The 16,010-nt window shown below is 59.0% G+C and carries 14 protein-coding genes and 1 pseudogene; 9 read left to right on the top strand and 6 right to left on the bottom strand.

Features of this window, described 5'->3' with window-relative positions:
- Positions 1-14: 14 nt before the first annotated feature.
- From E1748_RS01975 to E1748_RS01995, 5 genes are all read left to right on the top strand, one after another.
- Positions 15-1,385: a virulence factor TspB C-terminal domain-related protein gene (locus E1748_RS01975; protein ID WP_166653492.1), complete on the top strand. Its 1,371-nt coding sequence runs from the start codon at positions 15-17 to the stop codon at positions 1,383-1,385.
- A complete protein-coding gene (locus tag E1748_RS01980) occupies positions 1,382-1,663 on the top strand; it encodes a DUF2523 family protein (protein WP_133645475.1) in 282 nt (93 codons plus the stop codon). The genes E1748_RS01975 and E1748_RS01980 overlap by 4 nt, the downstream gene beginning before the upstream one ends.
- The gene (locus tag E1748_RS01985) at positions 1,660-2,595 is read left to right on the top strand and encodes a zonular occludens toxin domain-containing protein (protein ID WP_133645476.1); all 936 of its coding nucleotides are present in this window, start codon (positions 1,660-1,662) and stop codon (positions 2,593-2,595) included. The genes E1748_RS01980 and E1748_RS01985 overlap by 4 nt, the downstream gene beginning before the upstream one ends.
- Positions 2,592-3,938 (top strand): type II secretion system protein GspD, encoded by a 1,347-nt coding sequence (locus E1748_RS01990; protein ID WP_240766251.1) that lies wholly within the window; start codon positions 2,592-2,594, stop codon positions 3,936-3,938. Before E1748_RS01985 ends, E1748_RS01990 begins: the two co-directional genes overlap by 4 nt.
- A 662-nt stretch (positions 3,939-4,600) precedes the next feature.
- Positions 4,601-5,497, top strand: coding sequence for a rolling circle replication-associated protein (locus tag E1748_RS01995; protein ID WP_338119568.1), 897 nt, complete (start codon positions 4,601-4,603; stop codon positions 5,495-5,497).
- 37 nt (positions 5,498-5,534) lie between these two features.
- Here the strand turns inward: E1748_RS01995 and E1748_RS02000 are convergent, their stop codons facing one another.
- Positions 5,535-5,774 (bottom strand): hypothetical protein, encoded by a 240-nt coding sequence (locus E1748_RS02000; RefSeq protein ID WP_133645478.1) that lies wholly within the window; start codon positions 5,772-5,774, stop codon positions 5,535-5,537.
- 280 nt (positions 5,775-6,054) lie between these two features.
- Between E1748_RS02000 and E1748_RS02005 the strand changes: the two genes are divergently transcribed.
- The 3 genes from E1748_RS02005 (at position 6,055) to E1748_RS02015 (ending at position 7,253) form a co-directional block, all read left to right on the top strand.
- Positions 6,055-6,426 carry a CHAP domain-containing protein gene (locus E1748_RS02005; protein ID WP_205965188.1) on the top strand — a complete coding sequence of 124 codons (372 nt, stop codon included), beginning with the start codon at positions 6,055-6,057 and terminating at the stop codon, positions 6,424-6,426.
- Positions 6,427-6,430: 4 nt separating this feature from the next.
- Positions 6,431-6,892, top strand: a complete 462-nt coding sequence (locus tag E1748_RS02010; protein ID WP_133645479.1) for a DUF3828 domain-containing protein — start codon at positions 6,431-6,433, stop codon at positions 6,890-6,892.
- A 70-nt stretch (positions 6,893-6,962) separates the two neighbouring features.
- Complete coding sequence (locus tag E1748_RS02015) at positions 6,963-7,253, top strand: hypothetical protein (RefSeq protein ID WP_240766252.1); 291 nt, start codon at positions 6,963-6,965, stop codon at positions 7,251-7,253.
- Between the two features lie 451 nt (positions 7,254-7,704).
- On the opposite strand, the pseudogene E1748_RS32050 reads toward E1748_RS02015, so the two are convergent.
- From E1748_RS32050 to E1748_RS02045, 5 genes and pseudogenes are all read right to left on the bottom strand, one after another.
- Positions 7,705-7,785 (bottom strand): annotated as a pseudogene (locus E1748_RS32050) (IS6 family transposase); the annotation flags it as partial.
- A gap of 96 nt (positions 7,786-7,881) precedes the next feature.
- Positions 7,882-8,847, bottom strand: a complete 966-nt coding sequence (locus E1748_RS02030) for a WD40/YVTN/BNR-like repeat-containing protein (protein ID WP_133645480.1) — start codon at positions 8,845-8,847, stop codon at positions 7,882-7,884.
- A gap of 29 nt (positions 8,848-8,876) precedes the next feature.
- The gene (locus tag E1748_RS02035; RefSeq protein WP_133645481.1) at positions 8,877-11,237 is read right to left on the bottom strand and encodes an efflux RND transporter permease subunit; all 2,361 of its coding nucleotides are present in this window, start codon (positions 11,235-11,237) and stop codon (positions 8,877-8,879) included.
- Between the two features lie 63 nt (positions 11,238-11,300).
- Positions 11,301-13,130, bottom strand: a complete 1,830-nt coding sequence (locus tag E1748_RS02040; protein WP_133645482.1) for a DUF1302 domain-containing protein — start codon at positions 13,128-13,130, stop codon at positions 11,301-11,303.
- An 83-nt stretch (positions 13,131-13,213) separates the two neighbouring features.
- Complete coding sequence (locus E1748_RS02045; RefSeq protein WP_133645483.1) at positions 13,214-14,581, bottom strand: DUF1329 domain-containing protein; 1,368 nt, start codon at positions 14,579-14,581, stop codon at positions 13,214-13,216.
- A gap of 702 nt (positions 14,582-15,283) precedes the next feature.
- Between E1748_RS02045 and E1748_RS02050 the strand changes: the two genes are divergently transcribed.
- Positions 15,284-15,982, top strand: coding sequence for a TetR/AcrR family transcriptional regulator (locus tag E1748_RS02050; RefSeq protein ID WP_133645484.1), 699 nt, complete (start codon positions 15,284-15,286; stop codon positions 15,980-15,982).
- Positions 15,983-16,010: the final 28 nt, after the last annotated feature.

The raw sequence follows: 16,010 nt of genomic DNA on the forward strand, positions 1-16,010 counted from the left end.
CCGGCTTCGTGTCGATGGTCGCAGCGCTGTTGTACGGCATTGTTTTAATGATGCCTGTGCAGGTCGCGCGTGCGCAAACGGCCGGTGGTGGCAATGCCAATATCGCGCAGTTGATCAGTCGCATCGAGTCGGCCAAGATTGCCGAGCTTGGTTTCTCGGATGCGGAGCAGTCGGTGATCGCAGCGACGTATAACGCGATGTCAGGTGTTGCGGCGGAAGCGGGTGGTGTGGCGGGCGCAGCGTGGTTGAGCGTTCTTGGTACGGTTGCCGGTGCTGCCGCGTTGATGTTGACGCCGACTGAGCTTGGTGACGATACGCTGACGACGTGGCAGTTGAATCACGATGGGTCGGTGACGGTGGCGGTGAAAGGGTCCGGTGGTGTGATTGGTGGGCATTGGCAGTACTACGAAGTTTGGTTGAAAAGCGAGCCTGTGACGGTGTCCTCGCAGTACGTCATCGTGGACTTTGCGAATCTCGCGGACGCTGCTGTTGCGTTTGCGAATAATGAGAATGAGTGGGACGACGCTGAGTTCAATGCCTACTCGTCCAGTCAGGCTCCGGGTACGTATCCCGATATTCACGTGACGTTTGTGGGCACGTGTGATGATTCCACGTCGAACGTGACGTGTGATTTTTCCGGGCACGATACGAAGGGTACGATGCCCGATCCTGCGACTGGTGCCGCTGCTTTTGCGACCGGCAAGAACGGCACGCCTGCGTCGCTCGATCCGGGTGGCGAGTATCAGGCGGGTAAGTCGATGTCGCTGGCCGATGCCATTGCGGCGATTCCGCAAGCTGATCTTGCGAAGCCAGTGAGTCCGGACGTGATGGCGGACCTTGTGAACGGCCTGTGGGAACAGGCGGCGGCGCAACCCGGCTATCAGGGGATTCCGTATCCTGCGACGAACCCGGTGACTGCGGCTGACGTTGCGCCGATCGAAACGGCGACTACAAGCTGGCCTACGGTCGGTGGGCTGGCTGCGCCAGTGACTGCGCCGACCGGCGGCGGTAATCCATATGCGATTCCTGTTGGGACGGGTTCTCCTACAGGCGGCACTGATCCTGCAAGCTCGCCGTCTGGCACTTCACCGCCGGATACGACGGCGCTATGTACTGAGTTTCCGTCGATCATCGCGTGTCAGTCTCCGGGGTCGGCGACTGCGCCCGATCTGCCGTCGAGTAGCGGCTCAGTGTCGGTGACGCCTGTTGCGGTTGGTAGTGCGGATGGCGTGTGTCCAGCGCCTGTTTCCGTGTCGGTTCTCGGCATGAGCCTTTCTTTTTCGTATCAGGCTGAATGCGATTTCATGTCGCGTGCGCGTCCGTTCGTGCTGGCGATGTGCGGGATTATCGCGGCGCTGGTGTTCGGTGCGGGGCTGAAATCATGACGGGTCTCGCTGCGTGGTTGATGTCGCTCGCGGGACCGCTGCTGATTCAGGCGTTGGTGTCGCTCGGGGTCGGTGTGCTGACTGTTGTTGGATTTGACGCGGCGTTTAGTCAACTGGTGAACTGGATTACAACGGGCGTGTCCGGTATTCCTGCTGACATGGCGAATGTGCTGGCGATGGGCGGCGTTTTCCAGGGCGTGTCATACATCCTTGGTGCGGTGTCGGCGCGCGTGGCGATGATCGGGTTTGGTGCCGCGAAAAGGTTCTTTCTCAAATGACCATTACGTTAGTAACCGGTGTACCGGGTAGCGGCAAGTCGCTGTTTGCGGTGGCGTCTGCGCGGCGTGAGGTGAAGGCGGGGCGTCGGCTGCTGGTGGATGGCGTGAGAGACCTTGCGCTCGATCATGAGGACGTTGACGAGACGTGGTTGCGCAAGTGGTTCAATCACGTTGTGCCGCTCGATCTGATTATCGTGGACGAAGCGCAGCGGATCTGGCCGCCAACGTCCGTTAGCGTGAAGCCCGGTGAGGATATTGAGAAACTGCACGTGCACCGGCACATGGGCGTTGATTTCATCCTGATCACGCAGCATCCGCAGCGGATCAATAAAACTGTGCGCGATCTGGTGGGCAGGCATGTTCACGTGCGCAAGATTTTCGGGTTGAACCGTGCAGTGCTTTACGAGTGGGACCATTGCCATAACGTCGGCAGTCTTAAGGATGCGGTGAAGACGTTCTGGAAATATCCGCGCGACGTGTTCAAGCTTTACACCAGCGCGGAGCTTCATACGAAGCCGAAAGCAGTTCTTCCGAAGTCGCTCTTTTTTATTCCTGTCGCGCTGATCGTTGCTGTGGTCGGCGCGTATTTTTTTCACAGGTATCTGCACGGTGGTTTCGGCGCAGGTTCGCACGCGTCGCCTGGTACTGTCGCGGGCTCGTCCGTTGGTGCTGCGTCGGCTGCGCATGTTGGCGGTGCAAGCGGTGTTGCGTCGGGGTCGTGGCGCGTGGCGGGGCGGTACGTATCGGGCGGACTTGCGTTCGTCGTCCTTGCGAACGAGAAAGGTGTGTTTCGCCTGGTCGATGCAGCGGGATTCAAGGGCGATGGGGTGCGTACTGCTGGCGTGGTGGATGGCGAGCGTGTTGCTTCATGGACGGGTTCTGTCGGGGGTGCGGGTGCGGACATGGCTGTGACGCTGGGAGGCCACAAATGATGCGCGGGCTATTGTCGATGCTGCTGGTCGTGTTCGTCGCGAATACAGCGCATGCGCAGGTGCCGACGATACCGCCGTTGCCGGGTGGTCCGATTACGCCGATGGCGCCAGTCACGCCGGTTGCTGCGTTGCCTCATGTGCGGAACGGTGTGTTCGATCTACGCTTTGTGAATGTGGGGCAGGTGGTCGATCTGGTATACGGCGATGCGTTGCACGTGCCGCACGTGATTTCGTCGGACGTGTTGCAGGACACGCGGGTTGTGTCGTTTCAGTTCGATAGCAGCAAAGGCGATCTGCGTGCGTTCGTGATGGCGTTTCTCGATTCGCAAGGCTTCGCAGTCACGACGCGCGATGGTGTCGATTTCATCGCGAAGAAGCCCGATGCAGCGCGTGCAGAGGATCGCGTGACGTATGTGTATCAACCGCGGCATCGGAGTGCGGCGTATCTGTCGTCGCTGGTACTGCCTTTGTTCTCGCGAACGGCGTTGGTGCCGCCTGTGTTGTCGTCTGTTCCACCGGCTCCGGTCGCGTCTGCGCCGTTCGGATCGTCCGGCGTTCCCGCCTCGATGCCGGTATCACCTCCAGTCGCACAGGCTCCAGTCACGACGTCAGCGGATCAGTTCGTGTTTGCCGGTACAGCGAGTGAAGTCGCGCAGGTGAAGGCGCTGTTGCCGGAACTGGATACGGTCGCGGGTGAGGTCGTGGTGCGTGGGTGGGCGTACGAAGTGAGTGATACGGATAACAGTAATTCGGGGTTTAGCATCGCGTCGAAGCTGCTCGGCGTTGGGTTGCAGGTGGGCGAAGGATCGACGGCGGCGGATTCGAACGCGTTTCAGTTCGGCGCGGGCCGGTTGAGCTTCGCGATATCGGCGCTCAATGCTGACTCGCGTTTTCATGAGGTGTCGTCGCCGAACGTGCGATGTGTCTCGGGTCAACAGGTCAAGCTCAACGTCGGGCAACAGGTGCCGACCGTGTCGAGCGTGAGCTACCAGGGCAACAGTGGGACGCCGGTTCAATCAATCGAGTATCAAGATGCCGGTGTGATTTTTAACGTGACGCCGACCGTGATGCAGGACGTGATCCAGTTGAACGTCGACGAGGAGATATCGAGCTTCGTGAGTACGACGACGGGCGTGAACGGCAGTCCGACGAAGAACACACGATCACTGCAGACGGTGGCGAATCTGCGCGACGGCGAAGTGGTTGTGCTCGGCGGGCTGATACAGGATTCGGACACGGTATCGAACAGCCGTGAGCGGTTTTTACCGGCGTTCCTCGGCGGGCATACGACCTTGAAGGGGCGCACTGAGGTTGTGCTGGTGTTGCAGGTGCAGAAAATCTGACGGGGTGCGCACAGTAGGTTGCCGTGCTCGCGCGTATAACCGCGAATCATGAATTCGGGGATTGTGATGCGAGGTGCATATAAATGCACTCGGTCGCGTATGCGGCGTGTGCTGGTTGTGGTGGTGGTGCTGTGTGTGTGGGCTTTGCTGGCGGTGCTGTGTTGTCGGGACGGGCTTGGTTAAGACGTCTAGCGTCAGGAGTGTCCGGCGCGTGGTCGGGGTCGCTGGTACGTCTGCGGCGGTGCTGCGAAGTGCGGGCGGTTATCGCGCGGCTCAGCGCGGCCTGCCGGACCGAGTAGCGGGTAACGACGCTGGCGCCGAACGTAGGCGGATGCGGTGAGCGCTGCAACCCCTCACTGCAAAGCCGCTGTTGTGGGCGCAAGCATATCGCTATGGCTCGAATGCAAGGCCGTGGTGGCGTTCCCGGGGTGTGGGGTAGGTAGTGAGGGCGCGAGGCGCGGCACGCCGCAAGCGAAGCCGGAGGCCGCAGCGGCGGGGCGCGCGAAGCGCGCCCCTAAACTTGTACCTCTAACACTTAACGGAAACAGCCTGTCCACGGGCTTTAGCAGGTGCGGTAGCGGTAGTACAGGAAAAGAAAAACCCGGCAATCGATGGCGTCGATTCCGGGCGGTGACCCAACATCGGATAAGAGAGTATCCAACGTGAGTGAACACATTGTAGTCGATGCGGGCGATCCGTATGGCGACGGGTTGATGCAGTATTCGCCGGTAGACGCTGGGTTTGTTGTCCGGCATCGCATGTTCGTGGATGGTCAGCAGGAGGTCGTTGCGTTTCCGGTGAACCAGTGGCATACGCTGGAGGAGTTGCGGGCGCGTCCTCGGGGTCTTCGTGGGGTGCGTGAAGCTCGCGATGGCGAGAATCAGGGCGATGTGGTGTCGCGGTCTGAGAAGTCGCTTAAAACGTCTGTGGAACGGTCGAAGCGTATGGTGCGGCTTCGGTGCAAGGCGATAGCTGCCGATCGATTGCTGACCTTCTCCACGCGAGCAAACATCACTGATGTCAAGGTGTGGGCGAAGATTTGGGATACCTTTCGTCGTCGCATGTCGAAGCTGAAGAATTTCCAGTACGTGGCCGTGCTCGAGCGACAGAAACGCGGTGCGTGGCATATCCACGTCGCTGTGAGTGGACGGCAGGACTGGAAGATTCTGCGGGCGATGTGGCTTGTTGTGTTACGTGATGTCGGTACAGATGGCGGGATGTACGACTCAATCAAGGATTTCAAGAAGTATCTTGTGCGCAAACAGTTGTCGGGTAAGGGGCGGGCGATGCGTCATTTGATTGCGACGTACATCGCGAAGTACATCGGAAAAGACGTTGACGAATCGACGTTCAACAAAAAGCGGTACTGGACCAGCAAGGGCATCGAAGTGCCCGAAGTGCAGCCATGGGCGTGGTTCGGGGAAGGGTCGAATAGGGGTGAGGTTATACAGGCTGCGTTCGATTGCGCTGATGCGGTTGGCGCTGATTTTGATAACGCACAACGGTTCTGGAATAGGGGAATAGGCGTGTTCTGGATGGCGACCGGAAACACGGCGTGATGCTGACGATGTTCTGTTTGCGACGTTGGCGACGTAGTTAGTGGGGCTCGTTGCTCTTTTCGTAGATGCGGGCGTTGACCCATTCAATCGCCTGGTTGCGGCCGAAACTTTCTGCGCTGAGCGCATCGTTGAACTGTTCGCAGTCACCGATCTGGACGACGTTGCGCGTGGTTTCGCCGTTTGATTGTGGGCAGGTGATGGTGGCCTTTGCGAAGAATCTGCCAACTGAAAAGGCGGGGGTCGAGTCTATCTCGTACCCGTGATAGGAGAATTTCATACCGTTGCCTCGATGCGATGTCCCGGTGATTGGGCCGCTCGATGTTGGTCTTTATGAACGGTAGCTAGTTTCAGTGTAGTCGAGTTGCGTGAGTGCTTTACGCCGATATATGCGGGTTGGATGTTGTAGTGACCTCGGATTGAGGGCGCATTCAGGTGCGCGTGCGCGATGGCGTGCAATAATCATATGAACCTATCTGTTTTGATAGGATGGTGCGCGTCGCTGTACCGGATGATACGGATTAAAATTATCAGGTGTTATTTTGAGATAGCTCGTTACTATGTCTATTTGGAATAAGGATGCTGCGGTCAACCATTTGCGTTCCCACGCTGAGCCGGTAAGTCATGGTTGGTGCGCTCGATATGTTCGCGAAGCAATCGCGGCTGGTGGTGTTGAGGTGATGCAAACGGCTGCTGCACGTGATTACGGCCCACCGTTGATGTCGGCGGGTTTTTATCGAGTACTGTCACCTGCGTATCCGATTAAAGGTGATGTTGTTGTAATTCAGCCTATTCCGCATCATCCGTATGGGCATATGGCGATGTTTGACGGAAATATCTGGATTTCTGATTTCAAGCAATATCATGGATTTTATCCAAGTCAGAGTTATAGAGATATCGCGCCTCCATTTCAAATGTATCGACATGATTGATGTTATGAGAAAACATATCGGGTCTTTGGCTAAGCTTTGGCTAACGTTGTGCCTTGTCTGTTTTCAGACGCACGCGATTGCGCAGACCCAGAATGCTACGCCTGAGGCCGTGGCAAGGGCGTTTTACGCTTGGTTCATAGGGGAAGGGGCGAAGGATCACGGTTATCCGTTGATGGATAAGCGGATATACGATTACGTATCGAAAGATACGGTCGATTTGCTGCGATCTGACTATAAGAAAAACAAGTTCGCTGATCGCGCCGAATATTTCACCGACGTGCAGGATTTCGATGAAAAGGACTGGCTGGCTCATATTGCCGCGCATCCGGCAATTACGCTTGATGATGTAACGATTGTTCCTGTGACACTTGGGTCTACGCAGAAGAAGACTGTTATTGTTTTTTTGAGAAAAATTAATGGGGCGTGGAAGATTACGAAAGTGGACGACACGCTGGATTATTATTGAGGCGTTTCGATTGATCTTAAGTTCTGACATGCGTCAGCCGTAATCCCGGATTTTGCGCCCGGGAGTCTACGTGATTCAGTTGGAGCTTTGGCCGCGTGTAGCGGTGTCTGCTGCGGAATTAGCCGTTGTGGTGGGCGAGATTCGCAACCTGTATTGGTTCATTCGGAATTCGCGTCGTGGGGTGCATGACGCACGTCGTCGGCGGATCTATCGTAAGATCGAGGCGCAAAAAAAACGCCTGCTGGTGGCAGGCGTCTCGAAACGGGAAGTGCTGGATTTTCTAGCTTGTTGCCGGTCGAAGCAGTGCTGCGAAAAAGACTGCCTTGGCTGCACGAAGCATCGCCCGGATGTAGCTAATTAATTTGACATAAGATAAATTATCAACAGTTAGATCGTAGTAGCTTTATAGAAATGTCGTGTTCCAGCCAAATAGAAATGTCGCGTTTTGCCCTCGGTATGCTTGCCGGTTCCTTGCCGGTTCCTTGCGGGATCACGGAGCCGGTCATGCAACGAACAGCGCTGGTGACATTGAACATGCGAGAACTCGACCGTCTGAAGGTAATCGAGTCTGTTGTGGAGACCGGCCTTAAGCCCGGACGCGCCGCTGAGGAACTGGGCTGACGCTCAGACAGATCGAGCGGCTGGTGATCCGGTACCGGGAATCCGGCGCGGCCGGACTGACTTCGCGTAAGCGTGGACGCGCCGGTAACAGACTACTGGGGACTGGCTGCGCGGCATCAGCACCATTGAGGCCGCCAATGCGGATGTGCCCGCCTTTATCGCCGCCTATAACGCGCGCTTCGCGAAGCCGCCCGATAGCACCAGCGCACGGCGCAACTGATAACGATCGCGGGAAAGCGATGGCCGCAGTAAAGTGATTTGGTGTTCCGCATCGCCAGATGTTATCCGACCCATTCGGCAACGTGACAATGCCCCGTGAAGAGTTACCAGGCCGGGCTGACACTCTGCGCGGCGAATGGCCGCGAGACCTAGGGCTCGCCGAGCACGCCATCCTGCGAAAACAGAATCAGTTTGCCGTCCACGGCGCTCAGGGCCGTGGTCAGGGCCGCCCGGTCGAGGCGTTGAGTCACAGCAAACTTCATCGTGTCGGCCTGTTGCCGCATGACCAAACCGTCGAGGCCGACCGCAACCAGGTCGCGGCCGGCGGCGCTCAGATCCGTGATCGAGTTTTTCACGCCCGCGTTCAGCGCCGACCAGCTCGCCCCACCGTCGCTGCTCTGGAACAGGTCGCCGAGTAGGCCACCTACGACAATCCTGCCGTCGGGCAGCGCGGCTCCCGCCCAAAGCGAGCCTTTGCCGCCCGTCTCGAGATAGGTCCAGCTCGCCCCACCGTCGGTCGACCGGAGCACCGTGCCCTGCTCCGCCGTGATAAAAGCCGTCCCCTGACGATCGGCAAACACGTGATACAGATTGCGGTCCGCCTCGCCGCCTCCCGGCGGCTTCTGCAAGGTCGTTCGCGTCCACGTCTTGCCGCCGTCGTGGGTCGAGAGCATCAGCGACCATAGGCCCACCGCGATGCCGTTTCGGTTGTCGGTAAAAAGGACGGAAAACAGGGGCTGGTCGACCGTGATGTCGAGACGCTGCCGGGTCCACGTTTCGCCACCGTCGTCGGTGGCGAGAATCACGCCCCACTGACCGACCGCCCAGCCATGACGGGCATCGCTGAAGCTCACGGCCGACAGGGTCGCCGAAACCGGCACGCGACTGGCCTGACGCCAGGTACGCCCGTCGCTATCCGACAGCAGGATCACACCGTGCTCGCCCACCGCGACGATGCGCGAGCCCGCGCGCGTTGCATCCAGCAGCATCATGTGAGTTGGATCGGCCCACGCATGAGCGGGCATCGCGGCCCACGCCGCCACGCTTCCGGGAGTCTGCGCAAAAGCCGCGGCGCTCGCGCACAGCGCGGCGCAGGCGAGAAGAATCTTGATCATGAGGAAGTCTCCGTGAGAGCGCGCGCCAATCAGTGGCTCAGGAGGCCAGGCGCGCGGGCCCGCTTACGGCGCGGAAACCACCGCTCGAGGAACGATGCCAGGGCGGGCAACGCGGTCATGGCCATCAGAAGATTGACGAGGAACATGAAGGCGAGCAGCTTGCCCATGTCGGCCTGGAACTTCAGTGCCGAGAAGCTCCACGTCGCCACGCCGATCGCCAGCGTGATCGCCGTGAAGATCGTGGCGACGCCCACTTCGAGCATCGCGTGCCGGACCGCCTCGACGATGTTCCCGCCATCCGCCAGATGTACCTGCAGTCTGTTGTAGATGTAAAACGCGTAATCGACGCCGATCCCCACGGCCAGCACCATCACCGGTAGCGTGGCAACCGTCAGGCCGATCTGCAGTTCCTTCATGAACCAGTATCCGGTAAACGTAGCGACCGACAGCGGCACACAGCACGCCAGCATGGCTCGCCAATCGCGATACGCGCAGAACACGAGAAACAGAATCGCCGCGTAGACGTACAGCATCATCGGCAGTTCGCTGTGCGCCACTTCTTCATTGATGGCGGCGAGCACGCCCGCATTGCCCGCCGCGAGACGGATCTTGACGCCTGGGAAAGGATGCGCCGCGCGATACCGCTTGACGTCGTCCAGAATCCGGTTGAGGGTGCTGGCCTTATGGTCGCTCAGGAACAGATGGACCGCGCTCATGCCGCAGTCGCTGCTCATGAAGCCCTTCACGCGCGCAACGTCGACCGATACCGCGCCGTAGGTTTCCGGGTTGATCGGCACGACGCTCATCTTCGGATAGTCTTCGTTGTAGCCTTGGTTGTAGGTGCGTAGCATGGTCGCATACGACTGCACCGAGACCACGCCGGGCTCGGTTCGCATGGCCGCAGCGAAATCGTCTTCATACAAGCCGACCGCCGGGTTGCCGCACGCCCTGGCACTCGACTCGATCACCACTGTGAGCCAGTCGAGGCCCACGTCGTAGTTGCTCGCGATCGAACCTGCATCCTGGTTGAAGCGTGCATCCGCGCGCAGTTCGGGCGCGCCAGGCTGCAGCGTGCCGATCACGCGGTCGCGGCTTTGCCATGCGGCGAGCGCGAAAACCACCACGGTCAATGCGAGCGTGATGCTGGCGTATCTTGGCTCGGCAACTCTCGCCAGCACGCGTAGCCACGCCGAACGTCGCTCGCTGCGTTGGAGCGCGCTGTCCGCATAGGATCTGGTGAAATTAAAACAGGAAGCGGCGACAGGCAGCAGGATCAGATTCGTCACGATCTTGAAGCTGACGCCCAGCGACGCGGTGATGGCCAGCTCGCGCACCATCGGAATGGGAATCCGCAGCAGCGTGATGAATGAAACGAAGGCCGTGACCAGAGCCAGCACACCGGGAATCAGCAGACCACTGAAACTGTCGCGTGCTGCGTCGAACGAACTGCGTCCATGCGAAATGCCGCGCACGATGAAATTGACCTGCTGCACGCCGTGCGACACCCCGATGGCGAACACCAGAAACGGCACCAGCACCGCGAGCGGATCGAGACCGAAGCCCAGCAGTTTCAAAATGCCGAACTGCCAGACCAGCGAGATCAGCGAGCAGGAAATCAGCAGGACCGTGAAGCGGATCGAATGGCAATACCAGTAGACCGCGAGCGCGGTTAGCACCAGCGCGATCGCGCAGAAACCGAGAACGGCGGTGGCGCCATCGGCAATATCACCGATCTGCTTGGCGAAGCCGATGATCTGGATGTCGTAGCTCGCATCCTCAAAAGGCTTGCGAATTTGCGCTTCGAGCAGGTGGTTGAACGCCACGTAATCGAGTACGTGACCGTTGCGATCCTGCTCGTTCAATTCGGCGGTAATCATGGCGCTGTCCTCGCCATGCGAGACCAGCGTGCCGATATAACCGCCGAGCGTCGTCGAACGGCGAATGCCTGCGATCGTCCCGGGCGTTAACTGATCCGGGGTGATCGTCCCGGAGATGATCGGCTCCGCGCGAAATCCTTCGTCGGTGATTTCATTGACGAAGGCGTTAGGCGTCCAGAGCGACCGGACCCCGCTCCGATCCACGTTCGGCAGATACGTCACGGCCTGCGTCACCTTATACAGACGGGTCAATCCCTCCCGGGTCCAGATCGAACCGTGACGGGCGCGCACAACAACGGTGATCCGATTCGCGCCGAGCAGATCGGAGCGGTACTTCTGAAAGGTCCGAATGTATTCATGGCCGATCGGCATCTGCTTTTCAAAGCCCGCGTCCATCCGCAACTGCACGGCGAAAACCGCCATGACTGCGGTGAACACGCCGATCACCGCAAGCACGGCCACGCGATGGCCGAACAACATCTTCTCCAGACCGCCAAGCAGACGATTTAGCACGACACGATCCTTTCAGGCAGATCGGCGGCGCGCGATGCGGGCCGCCCCTCGGCATTGCAGCCGTCAGAAGTTGCGGGTGACGAACATCCCGACGAAATTGCGGTCCGCGTACGGTTGACCGACCGTATTGTGTCCACCCCAGAACAGCGTGTAATTGACGCCCGCCTGCCACGCCGCCGGATTCTGGTTGAACAGCACGTAAAGATTCAGCGACTTCGCGCCCTGCAGGTAGTTCGCGTTCAACGTCGGCGTGTAACCGTACAGACCGTCGACGAAGGTCATGCCGGGCGTCACCTGCCAGCCGTGGATCAGCGTGCCGTCGTAGGTCCAGTTGAAATCGACCGTTGCCCCCACGGAACTCGACGTGCCCTGCGCCACGGCGATCGGATAACCCAATCCCGAGCCGTTGTTCAGCCAGGGAAGATAGCCGGCCTGCGGCACCTGCGTGACCGTTTGTCCCGCGATCGAGCGAGTGACGCCGCTCGAACTCACGCCGGGATAGTAGATCCACGTGAGCTCCCAGGTCAGCGCGGCAGCATCGGCGCCGAGCAGCTTGAGAAACGGATACTCGCTACGGGTGAGCGCGAGAATGCCGTTGATGTCGTACTGAAACTTCTTCTCGTCGGCCCACTGCTGGCAATCGATACCCGCCGCGCCATTCGTATTGGTATCGAGGGGACCGCCCGCGCCATAACACCCCGTCAAGGCCACGGCATCGCGAGGCCGATACGACAGCTCGGTGCCGATCGCCCAGTCGCCGAGCCCGAAATTCGCGCTGGCGCCGAATAGCTGACGGTTCCTAAGATACGACCACTGCGCCGTGCCGTTGGCCAGTGACGCCAGGACAGGCGACTTGTCGGTATAGTTCTCGTAATAGAACGCGAAATTCGCGTCGAAGGAACGCGGCGAATAATTGAATTTCAAGCCGAACTGGGGCTTGTACTTCGACGGCGCCTGCCAGGAAACCGGAATGCCGATATCGTTATAGGGCGGCCCGGCAAATGCGCCATTCACGAGTCCGCTGTTGATCCCATTGATCAGGTTGGCATTGCCGCTGCCCGACCCCGCAATGGTCCCTGCGCTGGGGCCGTACGCATTGAGATTGTTGGTACTGAGGGTGAGCGGGCTCATGCCGCGGCCCAGTATGTTGGTGGTCGACCAGAACGAGCCCACCGGCGGGTAGCGATTGCCGTTCCATTGGAACTGGTAGTAATTTTCAACACTGAAGCCGTGCGATAAATCTGCGGCAAAGCTCAGCATGGGCGCCGGCAGCAGAGCCTGCTTGAGTTGCGAACCCGGAATCAGCAGCTTCTGAATGTCGATCGAGTTGGTCGCGTTGATGCCGCCCATTGCATAGATGCTCTCGCCCCAGTTGATCACCTGATTGCCGAATCGAACGTGCGCCACCTGCCCGCCGATCGTGAAATCTTTCTGAGCCCACAGATCGAGCAACTGCGCGTTATACACGACCTGCGCGGAGGCAGTACTCGACAGCGGAGTTCTGTTCGTGTTTCCGGCGAGAAAGTCGTACATGCCGGTGCCGCGAATCATGAACTTGAGACCCTCGCTCGGCATCTTGAACAGCAACTCGCTGGTCGCGCCGATATACGTGCTGAACGGTTGCCCTTTACGGTAATTCAGGTTGCCGTTGTCGGCGGCGCCCCATTGATTGACGTTCGCCGCCGTCGCGCAGCCGTTGGCATTCGGATCGCCCGTGAGCGAGCAGCTCGGATCTTTGGTCCGGATGCCCGCGCCGGCCGTGAGATTGGTGACCCACGAGCCCTTGAGATCGTTGATGCCTGTCGAAAACTCATAGCCGTACGCGTTCGACGTGGCTGTTCCCAAAGCAGCCAAAAAAAACGGAGCATGCCTGACAAACTTTCTGCTTCTCATCGTCCCCTCTCCTCCCCTGAAGCCAGCAAACGCCGCTCGCCCGCCGGCTTTCTTTATTCACGCACCGTTGCACATGCCGATCTTCACCGCTCGCTGACCGACCTCAGCGATTCCGCGGTAAAGAAGTCCGGCTTGAAGCGGGGATCGTCGATCTGCTCGTACCAGCGCAGGTCCTTACCCTGCCCGATGGTCGAACTGTCGAATACGTAACGTCCATCCAGCAGGTCGTACTGCACCAGGGGTTCGTTGTCGCAGGTGCCGCCCATCTCCCATACCGGGATCGGATAGCTTTCCCGCACCTTCCACAACTTGCCCTGTGCGTCGTAATCCTCGCCGGTGAGTGCCAGCCAGCTGTCCTCATCCAGATAGAAAACTTTCTTCGACGCGACGTGGCGCGCGGTCGGCTTAACGGTCGCCTCGATGACCCAGACACGATGCACCTCGTAGCGCCGGTGATCCGCGGCGATGCCGTTCGGCGTCGCGATGTCGTGCAGCTTCGCGTTGAATGCGTACATGCCGAAGTCGTTGTACGGCACGATCATTTCGCGTTTTCCGATCAGCTTCCAGTTGAAGCGGTCGATCGCGCCGTTGAACATATTGGCTTCGTCGACCAGATACTGGTTTTCATAACCGATCAATGGCGCGTCGTGCGTGTAGGTCGGCATGCGTCTCACGCGCCGCTGCCCGGGAAAGTAATAGAATGTTTCGGGTTCCTTATCGAAATATTGCCGCTGGACGAACGCCTGGCCCGCCAGGGCCGCAGGCGAAGTCGCGGCCGAGTATGCGGCCAGACTAAGCTGATCGACTTCCTGCGGCGAGGTCTTGCCCTGCTTACCCCACGGAAAGTAAAGGAGTTGCGGGCCGGCCGTGTCGATCCATGCGTCGCTACCCGGGCGCGGCGAAATGGACGTGGTGGCTTGCGGCCACTCGATACCCACCCCCCGGTAGCGCATCTCGTAGTTCAGGATCGCCTCGGCACCGCTCTTCGGCCGTGGAAACGGCACACCCGGCAAAATCGCTGACTGGATCGTCTCGCCATTGGCGGCGAGTTTCGCCGCCGCCGAATTGGCCGCCGAATTCTGTTCGACGCTTTCCGGGAACTGGCATTCGCGGTGCGACGGATACACGTCCATCCGATAGCCCTTCTGCTGCCTGATCAACTGGATCTGACCCGGCGAAAGCAGGTTGGCATATTTATCGACATTCAACGCGTCGATCTGATACAGCGGCTTCTCGTTGCGATGCTTCCAGAAATCTCCGCGGAATTTCCCGTAGGTCCAGCCGGCGTCAGGCGCCTGCCGGCCGGCGAAGACCGGTACAAGACCGTCCTTGCTCGCCGCGCGTTGGGCCCCGACCGGGGTTAGATCGTCGGCCGCGATGGACGATCCCGCGATCACCATCAAGGCCGTCGCGATAACCGACGTGGCTGCGATTTTGTGTGTTTTAGACATGATTCACCTTTCGTTTTTTTCTTCACCCGGCAGCCGGTCTTTTCTGTGGGAAGCGCCTGTGGGATGCATCAATCCGAGCGTTCCTATAAGCCGCGCTGGAACGTTGGCCGATGAGAAATGCTCGGCGCACGAGCGCCCTCAATGTGAGGCAGTCCCAACAGTTCGCTTTTGACCCTGTCTCATTAAATATGTCACTTGACCTATTTATATCGAACAACCATATGCATCGCAACTTGGGTTAAACCCTCAGTACCCGAGGCAATATCGACGACCTGTTGCAGATGGCTATTTCCGACTCATCCCTGCACCGTTCAACGCAATTCATCGATACCTGGCAAGCGATCGGCTTGATCTACCGAGGGTCATACCGTCGATGATTCGTTCGAAAGTGGTCAAGGACAGTCACTGAAATAAAAGGTAGCTTGACCTATATTTGATAGCGCGCATGCCTGATCACAACGCGGATTCCGTCGCGCGATCGGCAACGTCATGATCAGACTACCGGCGCGAAGCCCCGCAATGCGCGTATCGATGTCCGCAAAATTTCCGCCACCCGGAGGAACGGTTCGCCTGCGGACAGGTCGCTGCGGCCGTGTCGTGGATGTCAGCGGGTTTTGGACTGGCATGGGTCGACCGGCCGACGGGGAAGTTTTTGTTAAGTGTTAAAATTCCGCTGATTTTTGGGCCAAGGAAAACGAATCCATGCCATCGAAAGCGACAAATCAGAATGCTCGCAAGAAAAAAGGCCAGGAAGAGGCCCATGCCAAAGAGCCAGTGGGGGCTGCAACCCTGCAAGCTCGCGATGACTCGCACACCTTCACTGAACGCGGCCGCGCCACGATGGCCCGCATTCTGACGAGCGCGGTCGAGATATTCGTCACGGAAGGCTACGGCGGACTGAGCATGCGAAAGGTGGCTGTGAAAGCCGGACTTGCGCTGTCGAATCTGCAGCACTATTTTCCTTCTCGCGAAGATCTTCTGGCGGCGCTCATTAACGCCACGCTCGAGGAATATTCGAAGACCTACCAGGAAATCGTCAGCGACCTCACGCTCACACCGGTCAAGCGGCTGGAAAAAACGATCCGGGTACTGATCGAGGACAGCAAACAACCGTTGACTCAAGGCCTGTTCGTCAACTTCTGGGCGATGGCGCAAACGCAGGAGTTCGCGCGCAAGAGCATGGAAGAGGGATACGAGTTTCAACGCCACGCGATCGGCGAACTGGTTGCGGCAGTGAATCCTCAGTTGTCTCCCTCTGAGCTGGCGTGCCGGGCGGCACTCATCACCTGCCAGATCGAAGGGCTCTTCGTGCTGATACCGCAGCGCAATCGCTTTCCATCGGATTTGAAGGGCATTGAGGACGAGGCGGTGAAAGCCATCATGGCCGTGGTAACCCGTTAGTCCGTTAGTCCGTTAGTCCGTTAGTCCC

Source organism: Paraburkholderia flava, assembly GCF_004359985.1.
In the GTDB taxonomy this organism is placed as follows: domain Bacteria; phylum Pseudomonadota; class Gammaproteobacteria; order Burkholderiales; family Burkholderiaceae; genus Paraburkholderia; species Paraburkholderia flava.

Coding starts and splice junctions, on each gene's coding strand:
- E1748_RS02050 (WP_133645484.1), top strand. CDS start 15,284: ATGCCATCGAAAGCGACAAATCAGAATGCTCGCAAGAAAAAAGGCCAG.
- E1748_RS01975 (WP_166653492.1), top strand. CDS start 15: ATGGTCGCAGCGCTGTTGTACGGCATTGTTTTAATGATGCCTGTGCAG.
- E1748_RS02030 (WP_133645480.1), bottom strand. CDS start 8,847: ATGATCAAGATTCTTCTCGCCTGCGCCGCGCTGTGCGCGAGCGCCGCG.
- E1748_RS01980 (WP_133645475.1), top strand. CDS start 1,382: ATGACGGGTCTCGCTGCGTGGTTGATGTCGCTCGCGGGACCGCTGCTG.
- E1748_RS02005 (WP_205965188.1), top strand. CDS start 6,055: ATGTCTATTTGGAATAAGGATGCTGCGGTCAACCATTTGCGTTCCCAC.
- E1748_RS01990 (WP_240766251.1), top strand. CDS start 2,592: ATGATGCGCGGGCTATTGTCGATGCTGCTGGTCGTGTTCGTCGCGAAT.
- E1748_RS02045 (WP_133645483.1), bottom strand. CDS start 14,581: ATGTCTAAAACACACAAAATCGCAGCCACGTCGGTTATCGCGACGGCC.
- E1748_RS01985 (WP_133645476.1), top strand. CDS start 1,660: ATGACCATTACGTTAGTAACCGGTGTACCGGGTAGCGGCAAGTCGCTG.
- E1748_RS02040 (WP_133645482.1), bottom strand. CDS start 13,130: ATGAGAAGCAGAAAGTTTGTCAGGCATGCTCCGTTTTTTTTGGCTGCT.
- E1748_RS02010 (WP_133645479.1), top strand. CDS start 6,431: ATGAGAAAACATATCGGGTCTTTGGCTAAGCTTTGGCTAACGTTGTGC.
- E1748_RS02000 (WP_133645478.1), bottom strand. CDS start 5,774: ATGAAATTCTCCTATCACGGGTACGAGATAGACTCGACCCCCGCCTTT.